Raw genomic sequence first — 21,774 nt, 5'->3', positions numbered from 1 at the left:
CGGCATTACCTCAGGAGTGGCTGGAAGGAATGGGAGTGGCGTCGACGTCGGCCACACGGACCTGGCCATCGAGGCGTTGCTGTTGCTTGATCGCGTAGTGCATCCAGATCATGCAGATCACGGTCAGGCCGAACAGCAACATGAAGCAGGAGGAGCGCACGCCGATGTGGTCAGCGGCGTAGCCGAACAGGATGGGCAGGCAGAAGCCGCCGAGGCCGCCGATGACCCCGACCATGCCGCCGACGGTGCCCATGTTCTGCGGGTAGTAGTCGTGGATGATCCGGTACACGCTGGCCTTGCCGAAGCCCTGGGCAATGCCCACGACGAACACCAGGAAGGTGAACAGCCAGACGTTCAGGCCGATACCCAGGCTGACGTCCCCCTTGATGCCGTGGATGGTCATGGTGGTCGGCGGATAGGACAGGAAGAACAGGCAGACCAGGCAGATCCAGAACACGCCCCAGTTCACCGCACGAGCGCCGTAGTGGTCGCTGAACCAGCCACCCAGGGCGCGGATCAGGCCGGACGGCAGGGTGAACAGCATGGTGATGAAGGAAGCGGTGCGCAGGTCCAGGCCGTACTCGGCGATGTAGTACTTGGGCAACCACAGGGCCAGGGCGACGAAGCCGCCGAAGACGAAGAAGTAGTACAGACCGAAGCGCCAGACGCGCAGTTCACCCAGCGGCGCCAGCTGCTTGGCCAGGGTCGGGCGCGGACGGCTCGGGTCGGCCTCGCCGCCCTTGACGTGGGCGGGATCGGTCCAGGTGCAGAACCAGAACAGCAGCGCGGTTACCAGCATGGCCACCGAGTAGATCTGCGGGACCATGCGCCAGCCGAAGGCGACCACGATCATCGGCGCCACCAGGTTGGTGATCGCGGCACCGGCGTTACCGGCGCCGAAGATACCCATGGCGGTACCCTGGCGCTCTTTCTCGAACCACGAGGAGGTGTAGGCAATGCCCACGGCGAAGGAGCCGCCGGCCAGGCCGACGAACAGGCCCAGCACCAGGTAATGCCAGTAGAGCGTGGCAAATGCCAGCCCGTAGATCGGGATGGCCACCAGCAGCATGTGGATGAAGAACACGATGCGCCCGCCGAAGCGGTCGGTGATCAGCCCCAGCGGCAGGCGCACCAGCGAACCGGTGAGGATCGGCAACGCCACCATCAGGCCGAATTGGGCTTCGGACAGCCCCAGCTCCTCCTTGATGCGGATACCGATGATCGAAAACATCGTCCAGACCGCGAAGTTCACGGCGAACGCCAGTGTGCTCATGCCGAGCACGGAGTACTGTTTCTGACGGTGGGATAACATGGCTAAGCTCACTTCTGAAAGCCTTTTCCCGCACGTTAGGTAAGGTCTAGTTGGCCTCTCTTGACCCTCATCAATGACCCAAGGGGTGATTCGTGAGCAGATGCGCGCCGCTACCCCTTAGGGGGTATCTCCGAGATGAACCTATAAGGCGTTGTTTTTTAAGGAATTAATCATGAGTACAGCGTCCAGGACTGAGCCCTCCTCCGGCGACCGACTCTTAGTAGGTAGTCCGCCTGCCGGACGCACTTCCCTGCGCAAATCCATCGTCGTGCGCTTCGGCTGCTACCTCAGCCTGCTGGTTTCCCTGGCGCTGGCCGGGATGTTCAGCGCCCTGCTGTTCGCCGACTACTCGCACCAGGACGCGGCAGTCATCAACCAGGCCGGTTCGCTGCGCATGCTCACCTACCGCCTGGCGCTGGACCCATCGCCAATCAACCGCCAGGCCCTGCAATCAACGCTCGCCGCGCGCCTGGACAACGAAGAAATCACCCGCCTGCTGCGTCGCTCCGATGCCGACGCACCGATCCGCCAGCAACACGAACAACTGCGCCGGGAGCTGCAGAACCTGGACCTTTCCGAGACGCCGGAGCTGGGGTCGCTGGATACCTTCGTCGGGCACATCGACAGGTTCGTCAGCACCCTGCAGCGCAACGCCGAGCAGCGTTCGCAGATGCTCAGCACGGTGCAGGGTCTGTGCCTGTTTCTCAGTCTGCTGGTGGTCTTCATCAGCCTCTACGACCTGAGCTTCCACGTGGTTGGCCCCCTGCGAGAACTCACCAGCACGGCGCGCCGGCTCGGCCAGCGCGACCTCGACGCACGAGTCAGCAGCAGCGGCGAGGACGAACTGAGCCAGTTGGGCGAGCGCTTCAACCAGATGGCCGAGGAACTGCAGGCCAGTTACCGCGAACTGGAAGCCCGGGTAGAAGACAAGACCCGCGCGCTGACCAATAGCCACCAACGCCTTGAGCTGCTCTACGACAGCGCCCGCCGCCTGGGCCAGGACCCATACGACGAACGCTCGCTGCAACCACTGCTGAACCAGCTCGAACGCGTGCTGCAGGCCGGCAAGGTGACCCTGTGCCTGAACAAGGACGGCGTCGAGCGTGCCTATTCCTCCCTCACAACCGACGGCGTCACCGGCAGTTTCTGCCTGCAGGGCAACTGCTCCGACTGCCGTGCCCAGGCCAACCATTGCAGCGAGCCCAGCCAGGGCATCAACCCGCTGCTGATGCAACCGCTATCGATTGGCGAACACCGCTTCGGCGAACTGTTCATCGAGACGACCAACGGACACCTGGAAGACTGGCAGCGGCAGTTCGTCGAGGGTTTTTGCGACAACATCGCGCGCACCTTCACGCTGTCCCTGCAGCAGGAACAGGAAAATCGCCTGGCCCTGTTCGCCGAGCGCAGCACCATCGCCCGAGAACTGCACGACTCGCTGGCGCAATCGCTGTCCTACCTGAAGATCCAGGTCAGCCGCCTGGCCACCCTGCTCAAGCGCGACGTTCCAGCGGAGAAGATCGACGAGACCCTCGACGAACTGCGCGAAGGCCTCAACAGTGCCTACCGGCAGCTGCGCGAGCTGCTCACCACCTTCCGCCTGAGCCTGGAACAGTCGAGCCTGGAAGCGGCGCTGGTTAAGACCGTGGAAGAGTTCGCCGAGCGTGGCAACCTGGCCATCGAACTGGACAACCGCCTGGCGCACATCCCGCTCAACCCCAACGAGGAAATCCATATCCTGCAGATCGTCCGCGAGGCACTCTCCAACGTCGTGCGCCATGCCCACGCCAGCCAGGCTAGAGTCAGTCTTGCCGAGGACGCCGAGGACCACGTCTGCATCACGGTGGACGATGACGGAGTGGGATTTGACCTGGCGCAGAGCCGCAATGGGCACTATGGGCTTAGCATCATGCGTGAGCGCAGCCAGACCCTGGAGGCCAGCTTCAGCATCGCCCCGCGCACGCCGCAGGGCACTCGTGTCAGCGTTCGTTTCGCCCACAAATCCCAGTCGCAGTACCCGGAGACCCACCCATGACGGCCACCCCCACCGATGACCGCGCACGCATCCTGCTCGTCGACGACCATCCGATGATGCGCAAGGGCGTGGTCCAACTGCTCGAGTTCGAGGACGGCCTGGAAGTCGTGGGCGAAGCCGGCAGCGGCGAGGAAGCGCTGCGCATGGCTGCGGAACTGCAGCCGGACATGATCCTGCTGGACCTCAACATGAAGGGCATGACCGGCCTCGACACCCTGCGCGCCATGCGCGAGAACGGCGAGGACGCGCGCATCGTCGTGTTTACCGTCTCCGATGACCGCAACGACGTGATCAATGTGCTGCGCGCCGGCGCCGACGGCTACCTGCTCAAGGACATGGACCCCGAGCGCCTGCTGGAGCACATCCGCCAGGCCGCCACCGGCCAGTTGACCATCAGCCCGCAGCTGACCCAGGTTCTGGCCCAGGCGTTGCGTGGCGATGACCGCCCCAAGGGGATCGAGGAACTCACCGATCGCGAACGGCAGATTCTCCGCCAGCTCGCCCACGGCTACAGCAACAAGATGATCGCGCGCAAACTCGACATCACCGAAGGCACGGTGAAGGTCCATGTGAAGCGCGTGCTGCACAAGCTAGGCATGCGCTCACGCGTAGAAGCGGCGGTGTGGGCGGTGGAGAACCACCTGGTCTGATCACTACGCCGAACTCGCCCTGCAGGAGCGAGCTTGCTCGCGAATGCCCCACAGCGAAAATTGCTCGCGAGCAAGGACTGGGCGTCCCCCTTTGGTCCTGCGAAAGCCCAACCCGACCTACCTCAATGGTCATAGTCCAATCATCGACTTGATTCAGATCATGTCGCGCCAGCCCATGGCGGCAGGAAACTGCGGGACTCACCCTGGAGGCCCCCATGTCGCCCTCGCCACACCTGCCCCTCGTCTATTCCTGCTCCGGCTGCTCCAACCTCGCGCAGTTGGCCAACGACCTAGCCCTGCGTCTGGATCGTGACGGCCTGGCGGAAATGTCCTGCATCGCAGGAGTGGGCGGCGACGTACCGGCGCTGGTAAAGAAGGCCTGCTCCGGCCGGCCGATCATCGCCGTGGACGGCTGCCACCTGCACTGCGTGCAGAACTGCCTGGCGCGCCACGGGGTGAAGGCCGAGCACGAGATCACCCTGACCGAATATGGGCTGAAGAAGCGCTACGGTCAGGATGCACCCGTTCAGGACTTCGAGATGCTCTACGAGGAGCTGCAGTTCCTCGTGCGCACCCCGGCCTGAACCACCACTGCACAAGGCGAAAGAACAGACACCGACGTAGGATGGGTGGAGCGAAGCGATACCCATCGATTGGCGTGCCAGGACAGCATGGGTATCGCAAGCTCCACCCATCCTACGAAATGCCGGTCAGGCGTTCTCCTGCACCACCTGGCTGGCACGGCGCATGGCGCTCCACAGCCAAGGAGGCAGGCTGTCCGGATCGAGGCTGTCGATCAGGTTCTTCACGGCCAGGCCCAGTTCGGTATCCCCCTCGATCACCAGGCGACGACGGAAGAACAGCGTATCCGGGTCTTCCTGTCGCCCTGCCAACAGCAGGAAGTCGCGCCAGCTACCGCGGATGGTCACGCTTGGCGCACAAGCCTCGGCAAAACGCAGACCATTGCGGTCATGGGTGAAGCTCCAGGCCAGGCCGAGATCGCTCACCTCCAGGCGCAGCCAATGCCCTTCGAGGATATCGAAGGCACCATCGGCCAGCGCATCGGCGAACAACCGGTTGGCGGCACGCTGCAACACCATGCGTTGCAGCCTGGAGGGAATATGCACAGCCAGCGGCAACAGGCGGTCGGCGGCGCGCAGGGCGCCGGTTTGCAGAGTCAGCACAGACTCACCTCATCACTACGCAACATGCCCGGTCGGCCGTGCCAGTAACCGTTGCAACCCGCCACTGCCAGCGGCGGTGTGGCTCCGTGGCGCACTCGGTCGAACGCCTGCACTACCTCCACCATGCCCTCGGCGCGAGGGCTCAGACGCAGCAGATCGACGCCACAGTCATGCAGCGCGGCATAGTCCGCCAACAGGTTGCTGACCTCGCCGGACATCGTCTGGATTCCATTGAGAGTGAATAGCGGCACACCTTCCTGGCTGAACATCGACATACCCTCCGGATAGTTCAGGCAGCAGAACTGGCAGTCGTCCTTGGGCCGGTTCTCCGCCCGCGCGGTGAAGCAGCGAGCCGAGTACGCCAGTGGTAGATGGCCGTAGGCGAACACCTCGGTTTCCACATCGCTGACGCCCAACTCGCGCAACTGCTCGATCACCGCCTGGATCTGCTCACCCGAACATTCCACCGGCGGCACCCAACGGCGCAGACCTGCGGCGTGCAGCTCCGCCAGCGTATGGCCGTTGTAGACGTTGAGCGCAGGGCCGCCGACAAACTCGACGCCAAGGGTGCTCAGAATCTGCACCGCGCCCATGTCGCTCGCCTCGACCCGCAACTCGCCGTTCGCACACAGCCGGCGCAGTGACGACAGCTCAGAAGCGGCCTCGATCAGCGCCAGGCCGGAAATGACGATTTCCGCGCCACTCTGCTGCTGCAGCTCGCGCCCCAGCCCCAGCCAATCGTCCAGCGACAGCGCGCGACGTTTGGAGCAGACCGTTTCACCGATGTAGATGGTGTCCAGCGGCTGCTCGGCCATCTGCGCATAAAAATCCAGGAGTGTCCGGCGGTCCCAGTAGAACAGCACCGGTCCCAGGCTGAGTTTCATCACGAGGTCCTCACTGCCAGGAACGATGGTAGGCGCCCAGGGTTGTCTGGTGGCCTTCTGAAAGCTTGTCCAGGGCGTCCTGCCACTGCGTCAGCGCACGGTAGTTCTCGGGCGCGCGCTGCCACGCATCCAGCGCCTGGCGCCAGACGCGGGTGACCTGCTCGACGTAGGCCGGGCTGCGTTGCCGGCCCTCGATCTTCACCGCCGCCACGCCGATCTCCGCCAGCTGCGGGATCAGGTCGATGGTGTTCAGGCTGGTAGGTTCTTCCAGGGCATGAAAGCGCTCGCCGTTGACCACGAAGCGGCCCTTGCACAGGGTCGGGTAGCCCGCCGGCTCGTCCGGCGCGTAACGGTCGATCAGCACGTCGTTGAGGCGCGAGGTCAGCCCTTCGGGCTCCTCGCTCCAGCGCACCGCCTTGGCCGGCGAACAGACGCCGCAGAGGTTGGGCGACTCGCCGGTAACGTAAGACGACAGGTGGCAGCGTCCCTCAGCCATGATGCACAGGCTGCCGAAAGCGAAGACTTCGATGGGTACCGGACTGTTTGCCGCCACCTGGCGCACCTGCGCCAGCGAGAGCACACGCGGCAGTACGGCGCGGCGGATACCGTAGCGCTCGTGGTAAAACGCCAGCGCTGCCACGTTGGTGGCCGAGCCCTGTACCGAAAGATGCAGCGCGAGGTTCGGATGGCGCTTGGCAGCGTAGCCAAGCACCGCGCAGTCAGCAGCGATCAGTGCATCCACGCCGAGGTCGGCGGCGTGGTCCACGGCGCGTTGCCAGCGTGCCCAGCCGGCCGCACCAGGGTAGGTGTTGACCGCCACATACATCTGCTTGCCGGCATTGTGGATAAGCTCCACGCCCTGTCGCAGTTGGCGATCGTCGAGGTTGAGGCCGGCGAAGTGCCGGGCATTGGTATCGTCGCGAAAGCCGACGTAGATGGCGTCGGCGCCTTCGCGCAGGGCCGATTTCAAGGCGGGCAGACTTCCCGCCGGACAGACCAGTTGCATGCTTCCCCCGGGCAATGCGGAGGCCGCCGGCCCCCGCCGGCGGCCGGGAACGGCGTCAGGCGCCGAGTTCGCTGAAAGACAGGAATGGCAGCGGCTCGCCGGCGTGCAGAATGCGCCCGGCCTCCACTACCGCCAGGCCATCGGCCCAGCTCGCCGCGCGCAACATGGCCGAACCCTGTTGCGGATGCAGGCAGATGCGTGCCACACCGGTGCTATCCAGCTCCAGTCGCGCGCGCAGGTATTGGCGACGCGGATTGGCCGTGGGCCAATCGAAGCCCGCCGGCAACATCACCGGCAAGGTATCGGTCGTGCTGCGCCCCTGGGCACGCCAGAGGAATGGCCGCGCCACCACCAGTGCAGTGACCAGCGCGGCGGCCGGGTTACCCGGCAGGCCGATCCACGGCTTGCCGGCGATGCTGCCGAAGGCCAGTGGCTTGCCCGGCTGCATTTTCAGCTTCCACAGATGCAACTCGCCCAGTTCGCGGATTGCCTGCTTGAGGTAGTCCCGATCCCCCACGGAGACGCCTCCGCTGGTGATCAGCACGTCCCACTCGGCCGCAGCAAGGCTCAGCGCATCGCGGCTGGCCGCCAAGGTGTCGGCGAGCACGCCATAGTCATGCACTTCGATGCCCCAGCCACGCAGGAGGCTGGCGATGCTGAAGCGGTTGGCGTTGTAGATCTGCCCCGGCGCCAGTGGCTCACCGGGCTCGCGCAATTCGTCACCACTGCTGAGCAGGCAAACGCGCAACGGCCGGTATACCGGGACCCGGTCCAGGCCAACGCTGGCCAGCAGGCCGAGGTCCTGGGCGCGCAATTTCTTGCCGGCGCCAAGCAGCGCATCGCCAACGCGAAGCTCTTCCCCGCGACGGCGAACGTGGCTGCCGTGCTCGACGACCGGAACCTGCAACCAGTCGCCATCGGCCTCGCAGTCTTCCTGGGCAATCACGCTGTCCGCGCCTGGCGGCAGAGGTGCGCCGGTGAAGATGCGCATGGCCTGCCCCGACTGCAGCTCGACCTCGGCGGCATCGCCAGCAGCGATGTACCCGGCAAGCTTCAGTCGCGCGCCGGATGGGCCCGTGTCGGCGCAGCGCAGGGCATAACCGTCCATCGCACTGTTGTCCCACAGAGGCAGGTCGATGGGTGAGTGAATGTCCTCGGCGAGGACGCGGCCCAGCGCACTTTCCAGGTCGACGCGCACGATTGGCGGCGCCGGGGGAACGAAGTCCATGAGTGCGGCAATGGCCTCGTCCACCGGGCGCAGACCGGAGCCGGAACAGCCGCAGCCGCTCACGAGCGGGTACCGCAGGCAAGCACCGGGCGCTCGGGCAGGCGCTTGAGATGGGGGACGAAATTGCACGGCTTGGTGCGACTGTCGAGTTGCTGCACGAGAATCTTTTCCCAGGCGGTCAGACAGGCGCCGGTGGAGCCCGGCAGGCAGCAGATCAGCGTGCCGTTGCTGATGCCGGCGATGGCCCTGGACTGGATGGTCGAGGTGCCGATTTCCTCGCGGGAAATCTGCCGGAACAGTTCGCCGAAGCCGTCCACGGTGCGTTCCAGCAAGGGCGCCACGGCTTGTGGAGTGTTGTCGCGCAGGGTGAAACCGGTGCCGCCGGTGATCAGGCCGACCTGGACCTTGGGATCGGCGATCCAGGCGGAGACGACGGCGCGAATCTGGTAGATGTCGTCGATCACCAGACGGCGCTCGGCGAGGGCGTGGCCGGCGCGCTGCAGCGAGGTGACCAGGGCCTGGCCCGAGGTATCGTTGTGCAGGCTGCGGGTATCGCTGACGGTGAGGACAGCGATCTCCAGCGGTTGGAATTCCGGGGTGCTGAGATGGCTCATGAGGGGCTCTCCGATTCGGAGCAAAAAAGGGCTGGCGCCAGCCTGCGCCCCTTCTCCCCTACCGCCCATTCCTCCTAGGAGGTACTACCCCGGCGCGTGCGGGGCAGTAATCCACCGTGCGAATGTGTAGGAGTGGACCCTATCCGCGACATGCAGAGCAGAAAATTCGCTGTGAATCTGCAGGAGCGCCCTGCGAGATAGTCCTGCGCTCGGATCAGCCCTCACCCTAGCCCTCTCCCAAAGGGAGAGGGGACCGCTCGCTGCAGGGTGAAACAACTGCGTCAGCCGGCACAGTGCCCCTCGCCCATGCAGGGGGACGCGCAGCCAGGGGGACGAGAGCGCATCCAGACGCGCGGATTTCCCGCTGCATGACGGCTGCTTCTGCGAGAGCCGTGGCGCCGTTGCCAGCCGGCTCAGCTCTTCCAGCGCTCGGCAGCAGCCTGATCGCTGCAACGGCCTTCGACCCAGCGCGGGCCGTCGCTGGTGTCTTCCTTCTTCCAGAATGGCGCGCGGGTCTTGAGGTAATCCATGACGAAGTTGCAGGCATCGAACGCCGCCTGGCGGTGGGCACTGGCGGCGCCGACGAAGACGATGGGCTCGCCCGGCTCCAGCCGACCGATGCGGTGGAGAATTTCCAGGCGCAGCAGCGGCCAGCGCTGATTGGCTTCGAGCTCGATCTTCGCCAGCGCCTTCTCGGTCATCCCGGCGTAATGTTCGAGAAACATGCCGCCGACTTCACGACCATCATTGAAATCGCGCACGTAGCCGACGAAGCCGACCACCGCGCCGACGCCGACATTGGCGGCGTGCATCGCATTAAGCTCGGCGCCCGGATCGAACGCCGCCGGCTGGACGCGAATCGCCATGGCCTCAGCCTCCAGTGACGGTGGGGAAGAACGCCACCTCGTCGCCATCGACGAGGGGCTCGTCCAGCGAGCACAGCTCCTGGTTGCGCGCGCACATCAGGTTCTGCTCGCCAAGCACACCCCAGGCGCCCCCGCGCTCCAGCAGCAGCCGTCGCAGGTCGTCGAGGCTGCTCAGGGAGTCGCTCCAGTTCAATTGCTCGCCATCCAGGCCGAGGGCTTCGCGGTAGCGGGCGAAGTACTGCACGCGGATCATGGGGTGTCTCCTGCGCTGCTCTGGTCAGCGACGCTATCGTTCGCCACGTAATGCCCGCTCTTGCCGCCGAGTTTCTCCAGCAGACGCACGCTTTCGATGGTCATGCCGCGGTCCACTGCCTTGCACATGTCGTAGATGGTCAGGGCGGCGACACTGGCAGCGGTCAGCGCCTCCATCTCCACGCCGGTCTGCCCGGCCAGCTTGCAGCGGGCGACGATGTGCACCGTGTCCGTGCCCTCGGCGGAAAGCTCGACCTTGACACTGGTGAGCAGCAACGGGTGGCACAGCGGGATCAGTTCATGGGTCTTCTTCGCGGCCTGGATGCCGGCGATGCGCGCCACGGCGAACACATCGCCCTTGGGGTGGCCGCCATCCTGGATCAGCTTGAGGGTATCCGGGAGCATGCGCACCCGGGCTTCGGCCACGGCTTCACGGGAGGTCACGGCTTTTTCGGTGACATCGACCATGTTGGCGCGGCCCTGGGAATCGAGATGGGTCAGCACGAGTGGGAAATCTCCGGAGAATCAGGGGAACAGTTTAACCCCGACTCGCGGGGCTGGCAGACCGGCGAGCGGCGCGTTGGAGGGAGGATTGTATACAAGAAGAGGTATGCGAGGGTTAGCTCCTGCGTCGCCGAGGTTCGCGAGCAAGAACTGGGCGTCCCCCTCTTTCCTCCAGGTCCGCCCCGACAGGCTCTTGTAGGAGCGAGCTTGCTCGCGAACAGCCTGGAAGCAGGAATAAAGAGGCCCGCCAGATGGCGGGCCCTGCTGAGTGAGTGAAGGTGGCTTACATGTGCGCTTCGGCGAACTCTGCCAGCACCGAGCGCGGCACCCCTTGCAGGGTCACGTGCACGCCGTGGGGGAAGTCCTTGAAACGCTCGGTCAGGTAAGTCAGGCCGGAGCTGGTGGCCGACAGGTAGGGGGTATCGATCTGCGCCAGGTTGCCCAGGCAGACCACCTTCGAACCGTTGCCCGCGCGAGTGATGATGGTCTTCATCTGGTGCGGGGTGAGGTTCTGGCACTCGTCGATGAGGATCAGGCTCTGCTGGAAGCTGCGGCCGCGGATGTAGTTCAGCGATTTGAACTGCAGTGGCACCTTGCTGAGGATGTAGTCGACGCTGCCGTGGGTGCACTCATCATCCGAATGCAGCGCTTCGAGGTTGTCGGTAATCGCGCCGAGCCAGGGCTCCATCTTTTCGGCTTCGGTACCGGGCAGGAAGCCGATGTCCTCGTCCAGCCCCTGCACGCTGCGCGTCGCGATGATGCGCTTGTAGCGTTTGGTGACCATGGTCTGCTCGATGGCGGCCGCCAGGGCGAGGATGGTCTTGCCCGAGCCGGCAGCGCCGGACAGGTTGACCAGGTGGATGTCCGGGTCCAGCAGCGCATAAAGCGCCAGCGACTGGTAGACATCGCGCGGGCGCAGCCCCCAGGCTTCCTGGTGCAGCAGCGGCTCCTGGTGCAGGTCGAGGATGGTCAGCTCGTCCTGGTCGATGCCCTTGATCCAGCCGACGAAGCCCTGCTCATCGACGATGAACTCGTTGATGTGCACCGCCGGCAGGTTGTCGGTGAGTTGCACGCGGTGCCAGGTCCGCCCGCGATCCTGGCGCGTCTCCACCTTGCTGACGCGGTCCCAGAACGACCCACTGAGCGAGTGGTAGCCGCGCGACAGCAGGTTGATGTCATCGACCAGCTGGTCGGTGTGGTAATCCTCGGCGAACACCCCGCAGGCACGCGCCTTCAGGCGCATGTTGATGTCCTTGGTGACCAGCACCACCCGCTTGCTGCTATGGCGGCTCTTCAGTTCCACCAGCTGATTGATGATCTTGTTGTCGTTGAGGTGTTCGGGCAGCCAGGTGATCGGCTCCGCGCGCTTGCTCATGAGGATCGACAGGCTGCCACAGGGGCCGCTCTTGCCGCGCTGGATGGGTACGCCATCCTCCACTTGCTCGGGCGAGGCTTCGCCCAGCACCGAGTCGATCAGGCGGATCGCCTGGCGGCATTCCGCGGCTACGGTGTGTTTGCCGGTCTTGAGCTTGTCCAGTTCCTCCAGCACCGTCATCGGGATGGCGACGTGGTGCTCCTGGAAATTCAGCAAGGCGTTGGGATCGTGGATCAGGACGTTGGTGTCGAGGACGTACAAGGTGGGCTGGGTGGGGCGGGAGCGTCCGTGGTCATCCATACGCGGGTCACCTCTTGTGGGGGCGTTCGACGGAATGCCGCTACAGCGCTCCGCCGTGCTGCGAACCACCGGCTCTCGAAGCCTGGGATCAGGGCAGGGTTCGAGAGAACTGCATAAGAGGACGGGCCGGGCCGGGGCCGCCACCTGTCTGCAGGGTTCGGCGGTCTACGTCTCAACAAATACAGGAAAAAACATGACGATAAAAAGTCTTTTTCCTTCCTAAGAAAGTTTTTTTCGTCGTACGACGAAATACCTTGGCGAGGGCCTCGGACAGCGCTAGTTTTAGGAGTCCAACCTCCCGCAATTCTCCGCCTTTCCCTCGCTGGATCAGTCCCTTAGCCCGCCGCCCCGACAGCACGAGCCGCACCAGGCCGGGCCTTTGCGTCCTGCGCCCGCCTCTATAGAGAAGCTAATCGTCCCCATAGGTGGAGCCAACGCCCGCGACTCCTTACAATCGCCGCTCGCTTGTAGGAGACCGCACGATGCTGATGGTGATTTCCCCCGCCAAGACCCTGGACTACGACACCGCGCCGGTGACGCAGCGCTTCACCCTGCCCGAGCACCTGGACGATGCCCAGGAACTGATCGGCATCCTGCGGGAACTGGCCCCGGCGCAGATCGCCGAGCTGATGCACCTGTCGGACAAGCTGGCCGGCCTGAACGCCGCGCGCTTCGGCAGCTGGCACCCGGAGTTCACCCAGGCCAACGCCAAGCAGGCGCTGCTGGCCTTCAAGGGCGACGTCTACACCGGCATGCAGGCCGAGGACTTCAGCGAAGACGACTTCGATTTCGCCCAGCAGCATCTGCGTATGCTTTCCGGCCTTTATGGCGTGCTGCGGCCGCTGGACCTGATGCAGCCCTACCGCCTGGAAATGGGCACCAAGCTGGCCAACGCCCGCGGCAAGGACCTCTATGCCTTCTGGGGCGAGCGCATCAGCGGCTGGCTGAACGAGTCCCTGGCCGAGCAGGGTGACGACGTACTGCTGAATCTGGCCTCCAACGAATACTTCGGCGCGGTGAAGCGCAAGGCGCTGAACGCGCGGGTGATCGACACCGAGTTCAAGGACCTGAAGAACGGCCAGTACAAGATCATCAGCTTCTACGCCAAGAAGGCCCGCGGGATGATGGCGCGCTACGTGATCAAGGAGCGCCTGAGCAACCCCGAAGGCCTGAAGGACTTCAACTACGCGGGCTACGCCTACAGCGCCAAGCACTCCAAGGCTGACCAGCTGGTATTCCTGCGCGACCACGCTGAAGACTGACCCACCTTGTGTTGCACCAAACGGGAGCCTTTCCAGTCGTGGATGGGCTCCCGTTCTCGTTTCACCCCCTCTGTCCTTGGCAGCCGCCCTGCTTTATGTAGGAGCGAGCTTGCTCGCGAACCGCTTTCGCTTCATAGATCGCAGGAGGTTCGCGAGCAAGCTCGCTCCTACAAGAAAAGGGCGGCGAGGACGGCTGATTCCAAGTGGCCTGTAAGCCATTGACCATGGGACTGCCCGGTCACACGGGGCTGAACTGTACGTTTCCTGCTCAAAAAAACCCCGAATGTCCACACAGCAGGAAGGGGCTCAATGACCGTTCGTCCGCTTCAGGATTAATCGTGAGAAATTTTTTCGCCCGCCCGAACCCGTCGGAAGGATGGAAATCGTCCTGATTCGCTCCCTGCCTTGTAATCCATTGGCCATTAACAGCCTTTGGCCATGACATGCATTTCACGATTGCACTTTGCAAGAGAGAAAGCTGAACGGCAGCTGAACGAATGTCTTGACGACGATACACGGTCGTTTTTAACGAAAATTTCAATGGAACTTTCCCAGACATTGCACTTTGCACTGGCAAAGACAATCCGTGTTTTGCCATTAGTGCAGCATCAAGTGATATCAAATGGATATTTCAAATGATTTCAAAGGCGAGATGGGCGGAAGGAACTAACCGCATTTCGGATAAATCCTATTTGCGCAACGACCATCGTTGGCAAAACAAAAATGCCTCGATGGAAATTGGAGTTTGGTTCTGAGGATATTTCGACAAGTTCTTGCCGACCTTCCAGAAAAACCACAACTCAATGAAATCACTGAACTTTTCAGATGAAGAGGCAATCATCTAACCAAACTGGAGCACGCCAGGCAGACGCCGCACCAACTTTGCAACCTGCCTGAAACATAACAGGGCAAACATAAAAAGTTTGCACCCAGACTGTGCTCTGAAGTTTAGCACTCGATTCCCATGCCTGCCTGGAAGGAAGTACGGAGAGCACTTTTCAGTGAACTCCGGGGGTTCGCTCAACCTGAATAAATCGCCCTACCGGGCAACTTTAAACAGTTCGACCATTGAAGAGGTGAATGCGATGCGTATCAGCATCTTTGGTCTTGGGTATGTTGGCGCAGTATGTGCCGGCTGCCTGTCCGCACGAGGCCATGAAGTCGTTGGGGTGGATGTGTCCACCACCAAGATCGATCTGATCAACAACGGGAAGTCGCCTATCGTCGAACCGGGTCTGGAGCCGCTGCTGCAACAGGGCATCCGCACCGGTCGCCTGTCCGGCACCACCGACTTCAAGAAGGCCGTACTGGATACCGACGTGTCGTTCATCTGCGTCGGCACCCCGAGCAAGAAGAACGGCGACCTCGACCTGGGCTACATCGAGTCCGTGTGCCGCGAGATCGGCTACGCCATCCGCGAGAAGAAAGAGCGCCACACCGTGGTCGTGCGCAGCACCGTGCTGCCGGGCACCGTGAACAACGTGGTGATCCCGATCATCGAGGACTGCTCGGGCAAGAAGGCCGGCGCCGACTTCGGCGTGGGCACCAACCCGGAGTTCCTGCGCGAATCCACCGCGATCAAGGACTACGACTTCCCGCCCATGACCGTCATCGGTGAGCTGGACGCCCAGACCGGCGACCTGCTGGAAGAAATCTACCGCGAACTGGACGCGCCGATCATCCGCAAGACCATCGAGGTAGCGGAGATGATCAAGTACACCTGCAACGTCTGGCACGCCGCCAAGGTCACCTTCGCCAACGAGATCGGCAACATCGCCAAGGCAGTCGGCGTCGACGGCCGCGAGGTGATGGACGTGATCTGCCAGGACCGCAAGCTGAACCTCTCGCGCTACTACATGAAGCCCGGCTTCGCCTTCGGCGGCTCCTGCCTGCCCAAGGACGTCCGCGCCCTCACCTACCGCGCCAGCCAGCTGGACATCGAACACCCGATGCTCGGCTCGATCATGCGCAGCAACCAGCACCAGGTGCAGAAGGCCTTCGACATCATCGCCGCCCACGGCAGCCGCAAGGTCGGCCTGCTCGGCCTGTCGTTCAAGTCCGGCACCGATGACCTGCGCGAAAGCCCGCTGGTGGAGCTGGCCGAGATGCTCATCGGCAAGGGCTACGAGCTGCAGATCTTCGACCGCAACGTCGAGTACGCCCGCGTCCATGGCGCGAACAAGGAGTACATCGAAGCGAAGATCCCGCATGTCTCCTCGCTGCTGGTCTCGGACCTGGACGCCGTGGTGAAGACCTCCGACGTGCTGGTACTGGGCAACGGCGACGAGCTGTTCGTCGACGTGGTGAACAAGGCACCCGCGGGCAAGAAGGTCGTCGACCTGATCGGCTTCATGCCGAGTGTCACAGACGACCGCGCCGAAGGCATCTGCTGGTAATTGGGTTTCGATTGGCTGCGCGTCGGCCCGGTGTCGTTGGAGAGGAACTCGGAAATGCTCATTCACTTCAGTGAACTCCACTTCCTCGTCCCTCTCCGCCTAACCGGACTCTAGCTCGCTCAATCGAGTCCATGCCTTCAGAAACCAAAAGCGCCGGTTACCGACCCGCCCAGCGGGCCGGTAACCAAGCCCCACCAGACGGACAGACGACGATGGAAACCTACAAACGAGTGATCGGTGAAGCCACCGGCTGGCTGGTCTTTCTCAGCCTGCTGATGCTGCTGGCGCTGCTGGTGCCACCGACCGTATTCGACGCCGAGTCCAAGGACTTCCTGCTGCTGATCGGCGCGGTCGGTATCTGGCGCTATTCCATGGGTGGCCTGCACTTCCTGCGCGGCATGCTGTTCCTCTACCTGGTCTACCCGCACTACCGGCGCAAGGTGCGCAAGCTCGGCGACGCGGCCGACCCGTCCCACGTGTACCTGATGGTCACCAGTTTCCGCATCGACGCGCTGACCACCTCCATGGTCTATCGCTCGGTCATCGAAGAAGCCATTGCCTGCGGCTACCCCACCACCGTGGTGTGCTCCATCGTCGAGATGTCCGATGAGGTGCTGATCAAGCAGCAGTGGCAGAAGCTCAACCCGCCGGACCACGTCAAGCTCGACTTCGTGCGCATCCCCGGCACCGGCAAGCGCGACGGCCTGGCCCACGGCTTCCGTGCCATCTCCCGCCACCTGCCGGACGAACACGCGGTAGTCGCGGTGATCGACGGCGACACCGTGCTCGAACCCGGCGTGGTGAAGAAGACCGTGCCCTGGTTCAAGCTCTTCCCCAACGTCGGCGGCCTGACCACCAACGAATTCTGCGAAGTGCGCGGCAGCTACGTGATGAGCGAGTGGCACAAGCTGCGCTTCGCTCAGCGCCACATCAACATGTGCTCCATGGCCCTGTCCAAGCGCGTGCTGACCATGACCGGGCGCATGTCGGTATTCCGCGCTGCCGTGGTCACCGACCCGGACTTCATCACCGACGTCGAAAGCGACCACCTGGACCACTGGCGCCTGGGCCGCTTCCAGTTCCTCACCGGCGACGACAAGTCCAGCTGGTACAGCCTGATGCGCCTGGGCTACGACACCTTCTACGTGCCGGACGCGGCGATCAACACGGTCGAGCACCCGCCGGAGAAGAGCTTCATCAAGGCCAGCCGCAAACTGATGTTCCGCTGGTACGGCAACAACCTGCGGCAGAACTCCCGCGCCCTGGCCCTGGGCCCGCAGCGCCTGGGCTGGTTCACCAGCGTGGTGCTGTTCGACCAGCGCCTGTCGATGTGGACCTGCCTGCTCGGCCTGGTCGCCGCGATCATCGCCAGCATCAAGTACAGCATCGCCTTCCTGCTCATCTACCTGCTGTGGATCGGCATCACCCGCTTCGTGCTGACCCTGCTGCTGTCGCTGTCGGGCCACCACATCGGGCCGGCCTACCCGGCGATCCTCTATTACAACCAGATCGTCGGCGCCCTGGTGAAGATCTACGTGTTCTTCCGCCTCGACCAGCAGTCCTGGACCCGCCAGAACACCAAGCTCGATCGCGGCCTGGCCAGCTTCCAGCGCTGGTTCAACACCTGGTCCTCGCGCGCCATGACCTTTTCCGCGGCCAGCGTTTTCGTCGCCGTACTGCTGACCATCGTCTGACCGACTTCCTATTAGCTACGAACAGGACTCGACCTCATGAATACCGCCGTCAACGTCAATGTCGTGCATGAATCCGAAGCCCAGCGCCAGCACGCCAGGGTCAAGCTGCCCGCGCGCATCCGCTACATCGGGGGCAACCGCGAAGGTGTCGATGCGCGCCTGCTGGACCTGTCCGCCGGTGGCTTCGCGTTCGCCTCGGCGAACAACACTCCGGTACAGGTCGGCGACCTGCACAAGGGCAAGCTGCTGTTCCAGATCGACAGCATCAGCTTCTCCCTGGAAGTGGAATTCCAGGTGCGCTCCTACGACCGCGACAGCGGCCGCGTCGGTTGCGAATTCCAGCACCTGAAGCCACGCGAGATCGCTGCCCTGCGCTACCTGATCACCTCCTACCTGGCAGGCGAGGTGATCAGCGTCGGCGACATGCTCAACACCCTGCAGCGCGAGAACTTCACCAAGGCCCGCAAGCACGGCGCAGGCTCCGGCGGCATGGGCTTCTTCGGGCGCTTCCGCGCCGTCACCGTGAGCACCGCGATCTTCGTGGTCGGCGTCGGCGCCTTCGCGGTGATCCTCAACCAGATCTACAACCTGTACTTCGTCACCCATGCCGATTCGGGCGTGGTCAGCGTGGCCAACCAGCAGATCACCATGCCCCGCGAGGGCACCGTGGAAAGCCTGGTGGAGCCGGGCGCGGAAGTCGCCAAGGGCGCGCCGATCGCCTCCTTCTCCGCCAACCTGCTGGACCTGCTCAAGGGCAACCTGACCGAAGAACAGCTCAACCCGAGCAATATCGAGAAGCTCTTCGGCCACCAGATGAAAGGCACCCTGACCAGTCCGTGCGATTGCCGCGTGGTCGAGCAGCGCGTCGCCAATGGGCAGTTCGCCAACAAGGGCGACGTGATCTTCACCCTGACCCCGCGTGACAGCACCGCCACCGTCGAGGCGCGCTTCCCCTACCGCAACGCCGCCGAACTCTCGCCGGGCACCCACGTGAACTTCCAGGTCGCCGGCGACAGCGAAGTACGCGGCGGCCGCATCCTGCGCACCGCACCGGTGGACGGTGACCTGTCCTCGGAAATCCGCGTGCAGATCACCCCCGACCAGCCGCTCGACAGCCAGATGGCTGGCCGCCCGACTGAAGTCAGCATCGGCGGCCTGCCGGGCCGCACCCTGCTGAACAAGGCGATGGCCCTGGCCACCGCTCGCTAAGAGGACTGCCCGCATGAATCGACCTGTCTTGCGACACGCCCCGGACCTGGCCCGACACCTTGGATTGGCGCTGGCCATTGCCGCAGCTGCCGGTTGCGCCGGCCTGCCCGACCAGCGACTGGCCCAGGAAGCCCTGGAGCGCGGCGACATCGCCACCGCCCAGGCCAACTTCCAGGCCCTGGCGACCATGGGTTACGCCGACGCACAGGTCGGACTGGCCGACATGCAGGCCGCCACCGGCGACCCCGACGAGCAGGCCCGCGCCGAGAAGCTCTACCGCGAAGCCGCCGAAAGCTCGCCGCGTGCCCGCGCCCGCCTGGGCAAGTGGCTGGCAGCCAAGCCCGGCGGCAGCGACGCCGAGCACCGCGAAGCCGAGCAACTGCTGAGCCGCGCTTTCAACGAGGGAGAGGACAGCGCACTGGTGCCGCTGATCGTCCTCTACCTGCAATACCCGCAGGCCTGGCCGAACGTGAACCCGCAGCAGCGCATCGACCAGTGGCGCGCCCAGGGACTGCCGCAGGCGGACCTGGCGCAGATCATCCTGTACCGCACCCAGGGCACCTACGACCAACACCTCGCCGAAGTCGAGCAGGTCTGCCAGCGCTGGCTGAACCGCATGGACGTGTGCTGGATGGAACTGGCCACCGTGTACCAGAAGCAGGGCAACGCGGATAAGCAGAAGGCCCACATCGAAGCACTCAAGGCGGGCTGGAAGGCCGGCCGCGTGCCGTCCGAGCGCGTCGAATCGGTGGCCGGCGTATTGGCCGATCCGAACATCGGCACCGCCGACCCGCAGGCCGCGCAGGCGTTGCTCACCGAGATCGCGCCGACCTACCCGGCCGCCTGGGTCAGCCTGGCCAAGCTGCAGTACGACAACCCCGACCTGGGCGACCTCGACCAGATGCTCGACTACCTGAAGAAAGCCCAGGACGCCGCCCAGCCCCGCGCCGAGCTGCTCCTCGGGCGCCTCTACTACGACGGCAAGTGGGCCCCGCAGGAGCCGCAGAAAGCCGAGCAGCACCTGCTCAAGGCCGCCGCCAGCGAACCCCAGGCGCACTACTACCTGGGCCAGATCTACCGCCGCGGCTTCCTCGGCCAGGTCTATCCGCAGAAGGCCGTGGATCACCTGCTGATCGCCGCCCGCGCCGGCCAGGCCAGCGCCGACATGGCCCTCGCCCAGCTGTATTCGCAGGGCCGTGGCGTGCGCCCGAACCTGGTCAACGCCTACGTCTTCGGCGAGCTCGCCCAGCGCCAGCAGGTGCCCACCGCCAGCGACCTGATGGCGCAGATCGAACCACAGATCCAGCCGGCCGACCGCAGCGCCGCGCAGCAACTGCTCAAGCGTGAAGAACAGGCTCGCGGCGCCAACTGGCAAGCCACCGTCAGCCTTCTGCAGAACAACCAGGAACAAGAAAACCTATGAAGCGCATCGACCCGATGACCACCCCGCCGTTTGCTCTTATCGAAGGGATTAAGCCGCGAGCTCTGGCTACCGCTGTCCGCCGCGCCCGCCTGTTCCCTGCCATGTTCGGCGTCGGCCTGAGCCTCGCCGGCACCCTGTTCGGCAGCCTCGCCCATGCGGCGGAAGAACCGCCGAAGAACTTCGGCATCGACATCAAGGTCACCGCCGAATCCGAGGATGATCGCGATCTGGGCACCGCCCACGGCGGCGACCTCAACGGCATCGGCCTGGACCTGCGCCCCTGGGCCTTCGGCCAGTGGGGCAACTGGAGCGCCTACACCATGGGCCAGGCGGTCACCGCCACCGACACCATCCAGACCGACACCCTGCAGGAAGACAACGCCACCTCCAACGACTCCGACAACAGCGACGACGGCCGCGAACGCGACGACAGCTACCTGGCCCTGCGCGAGTTCTGGGTCGACTACGCCGGCCTCACCCAATACCCGGGCGAGCACCTGCGCTTCGGTCGCCAGCGCCTGCGCGATGACAGCGGCATGTGGCAGGACACTAACATCGAAGCGCTGAACTGGACCTTCGATACCACCCTGCTGCGCGCCCACGCCGGCGTCGCCCAGCGCTTCTCCGAATACCGCACCGACCTCACCGAACTCGCCCCGGAAGACAAGGACCGCACCCATGTCTTCGGCGACATCTCCACGCAGTGGTTGCCCAACCACTGGGTCGGCCTGCGCCTGCACCACGCCGACGACAGCGGCCACCTGAAGGACCCGGGCGAGGAAGTCGACAGCCTCGACAAGACCTACACCGGCGACCTCACCTGGGTGGGCATCGAAGCCAACGGCGACGGCTACAACCCGCGCTCGCAGATGCCGCTCAACTACTGGGCGAGCGCCACCTGGCTGACCGGTAACCGCGACCGCCTGACCAGCACCACCATCGGCAACGACCGCATCGCCACCGGCAAGCAGAGCGGCGATGTGAATGCCTACGACGTCGACCTCGGCCTGCGCTGGAACATCGACGAGCAGTGGAAGACCGGTATCGGCTACGCCCGTGGCAGCGGCGGCGGCCACAACGGCGAGGACCAGTTCCAGCAGACCGGCCTCGAGAGCAACCGCTCCAACTTCACCGGCACCCGCTCGCGCGTGCACCGCTTCGGCGAGGCCTTCCGCGGCGAACTCTCCAACCTCCAGGACGCCACCCTGTTCGGCTCCTGGCAGCTGCGCGACGACTACGACGCGAGCCTCGTGTACCACAAGTTCTGGCGCGTGGACGGCGACTCGGACATCGGCAACAGCGGCATCAGTGCACCCATGGTCAACGACTCGAAAGACGTCGGCCAGGAAGTCGACCTGGTCGTTACCAAGTACTTCAAACAGGGCCTGCTGCCGGCGTCGATGAGCCAGGCGATCGACGAGCCGTCGGCGCTGATCCGCTTCCGTGGTGGCGTGTTCAAGCCCGGCGACGCCTACGGCAGCCACGTCGACTCGACCATGCACCACGCCTTCGTCGATGTGATCTGGCGCTTCTGAGGACTGTAGCGATGAACATCCGTCAGCTACCCGCGCTCGCACTCT

Annotated in this window: 19 protein-coding genes; 9 read left to right on the top strand and 10 right to left on the bottom strand. The window is 64.2% G+C overall.

What is annotated here, in order from left to right; all coding sequences use genetic code 11:
- Positions 1-10: 10 nt before the first annotated feature.
- Positions 11-1,312: a nitrate/nitrite transporter gene (locus L6D89_RS09120; RefSeq protein WP_236199434.1), complete on the bottom strand. Its 1,302-nt coding sequence runs from the start codon at positions 1,310-1,312 to the stop codon at positions 11-13.
- A 172-nt stretch (positions 1,313-1,484) separates the two neighbouring features.
- Here L6D89_RS09120 and L6D89_RS09115 point away from each other — a divergent pair, with 172 nt between their 5' ends.
- The 3 genes from L6D89_RS09115 to L6D89_RS09105 all read left to right on the top strand — a co-directional run bounded on the left by L6D89_RS09115 (position 1,485) and on the right by L6D89_RS09105 (position 4,581).
- Positions 1,485-3,347, top strand: coding sequence for a histidine kinase (locus tag L6D89_RS09115; RefSeq protein ID WP_236199433.1), 1,863 nt, complete (start codon positions 1,485-1,487; stop codon positions 3,345-3,347).
- Entirely contained in the window at positions 3,344-3,997 is a 654-nt protein-coding gene (gene narL, locus L6D89_RS09110) for a two-component system response regulator NarL (RefSeq protein ID WP_236199432.1), read from the top strand. Before L6D89_RS09115 ends, narL begins: the two co-directional genes overlap by 4 nt.
- A 215-nt stretch (positions 3,998-4,212) precedes the next feature.
- Complete coding sequence (locus L6D89_RS09105; protein WP_236199431.1) at positions 4,213-4,581, top strand: putative zinc-binding protein; 369 nt, start codon at positions 4,213-4,215, stop codon at positions 4,579-4,581.
- A gap of 126 nt (positions 4,582-4,707) precedes the next feature.
- Here the strand turns inward: L6D89_RS09105 and ubiT are convergent, their stop codons facing one another.
- The 9 genes from ubiT to L6D89_RS09060 form a co-directional block, all read right to left on the bottom strand.
- Positions 4,708-5,181, bottom strand: a complete 474-nt coding sequence (gene ubiT / locus L6D89_RS09100; RefSeq protein ID WP_373874938.1) for a ubiquinone anaerobic biosynthesis accessory factor UbiT — start codon at positions 5,179-5,181, stop codon at positions 4,708-4,710.
- Positions 5,175-6,065, bottom strand: a complete 891-nt coding sequence (locus L6D89_RS09095; protein WP_236199430.1) for a U32 family peptidase — start codon at positions 6,063-6,065, stop codon at positions 5,175-5,177. The genes ubiT and L6D89_RS09095 overlap by 7 nt, the downstream gene beginning before the upstream one ends.
- A 10-nt stretch (positions 6,066-6,075) precedes the next feature.
- On the bottom strand, positions 6,076-7,071 hold the full coding sequence (ubiU, locus tag L6D89_RS09090) for a ubiquinone anaerobic biosynthesis protein UbiU (protein ID WP_236174254.1): 996 nt from the start codon (positions 7,069-7,071) through the stop codon (positions 6,076-6,078).
- Positions 7,072-7,126: 55 nt separating this feature from the next.
- Complete coding sequence (locus L6D89_RS09085) at positions 7,127-8,362, bottom strand: molybdopterin molybdotransferase MoeA (RefSeq protein WP_236199429.1); 1,236 nt, start codon at positions 8,360-8,362, stop codon at positions 7,127-7,129.
- Positions 8,359-8,913, bottom strand: a complete 555-nt coding sequence (moaB, locus tag L6D89_RS09080) for a molybdenum cofactor biosynthesis protein B (protein ID WP_236174256.1) — start codon at positions 8,911-8,913, stop codon at positions 8,359-8,361. The genes L6D89_RS09085 and moaB overlap by 4 nt, the downstream gene beginning before the upstream one ends.
- A 413-nt stretch (positions 8,914-9,326) precedes the next feature.
- Positions 9,327-9,779, bottom strand: coding sequence for a molybdopterin synthase catalytic subunit MoaE (gene moaE, locus L6D89_RS09075; RefSeq protein ID WP_236199428.1), 453 nt, complete (start codon positions 9,777-9,779; stop codon positions 9,327-9,329).
- Between the two features lie 4 nt (positions 9,780-9,783).
- Positions 9,784-10,032, bottom strand: coding sequence for a MoaD/ThiS family protein (locus L6D89_RS09070; RefSeq protein WP_236199427.1), 249 nt, complete (start codon positions 10,030-10,032; stop codon positions 9,784-9,786).
- Positions 10,029-10,535 (bottom strand): cyclic pyranopterin monophosphate synthase MoaC, encoded by a 507-nt coding sequence (moaC, locus tag L6D89_RS09065; RefSeq protein WP_236199426.1) that lies wholly within the window; start codon positions 10,533-10,535, stop codon positions 10,029-10,031. Before moaC ends, L6D89_RS09070 begins: the two co-directional genes overlap by 4 nt.
- 283 nt (positions 10,536-10,818) lie before the next feature.
- The gene (locus tag L6D89_RS09060) at positions 10,819-12,210 is read right to left on the bottom strand and encodes a PhoH family protein (protein WP_017519020.1); all 1,392 of its coding nucleotides are present in this window, start codon (positions 12,208-12,210) and stop codon (positions 10,819-10,821) included.
- Positions 12,211-12,692: 482 nt separating this feature from the next.
- Between L6D89_RS09060 and yaaA the strand changes: the two genes are divergently transcribed.
- The 6 genes from yaaA to L6D89_RS09030 all read left to right on the top strand — a co-directional run bounded on the left by yaaA (position 12,693) and on the right by L6D89_RS09030 (position 21,729).
- On the top strand, positions 12,693-13,472 hold the full coding sequence (gene yaaA / locus L6D89_RS09055) for a peroxide stress protein YaaA (RefSeq protein ID WP_236199425.1): 780 nt from the start codon (positions 12,693-12,695) through the stop codon (positions 13,470-13,472).
- 1,085 nt (positions 13,473-14,557) lie between these two features.
- Positions 14,558-15,868 (top strand): GDP-mannose 6-dehydrogenase, encoded by a 1,311-nt coding sequence (algD, locus tag L6D89_RS09050; protein WP_236172797.1) that lies wholly within the window; start codon positions 14,558-14,560, stop codon positions 15,866-15,868.
- A gap of 212 nt (positions 15,869-16,080) precedes the next feature.
- The gene (gene alg8, locus L6D89_RS09045; protein WP_037015978.1) at positions 16,081-17,562 is read left to right on the top strand and encodes a mannuronan synthase; all 1,482 of its coding nucleotides are present in this window, start codon (positions 16,081-16,083) and stop codon (positions 17,560-17,562) included.
- A 36-nt stretch (positions 17,563-17,598) separates the two neighbouring features.
- Complete coding sequence (locus tag L6D89_RS09040) at positions 17,599-18,771, top strand: alginate biosynthesis protein Alg44 (RefSeq protein ID WP_236172799.1); 1,173 nt, start codon at positions 17,599-17,601, stop codon at positions 18,769-18,771.
- A gap of 13 nt (positions 18,772-18,784) precedes the next feature.
- A complete protein-coding gene (gene algK, locus L6D89_RS09035; RefSeq protein WP_236199424.1) occupies positions 18,785-20,194 on the top strand; it encodes an alginate biosynthesis TPR repeat lipoprotein AlgK in 1,410 nt (469 codons plus the stop codon).
- Between the two features lie 101 nt (positions 20,195-20,295).
- On the top strand, positions 20,296-21,729 hold the full coding sequence (locus L6D89_RS09030) for an alginate export family protein (protein ID WP_236199644.1): 1,434 nt from the start codon (positions 20,296-20,298) through the stop codon (positions 21,727-21,729).
- Positions 21,730-21,774 lie beyond the last annotated feature (45 nt).

Source organism: Pseudomonas pseudonitroreducens, assembly GCF_021603645.1.
Lineage (GTDB): Bacteria > Pseudomonadota > Gammaproteobacteria > Pseudomonadales > Pseudomonadaceae > Pseudomonas > Pseudomonas pseudonitroreducens.
This window is presented reverse-complemented; position numbering and strand designations above follow the sequence as displayed.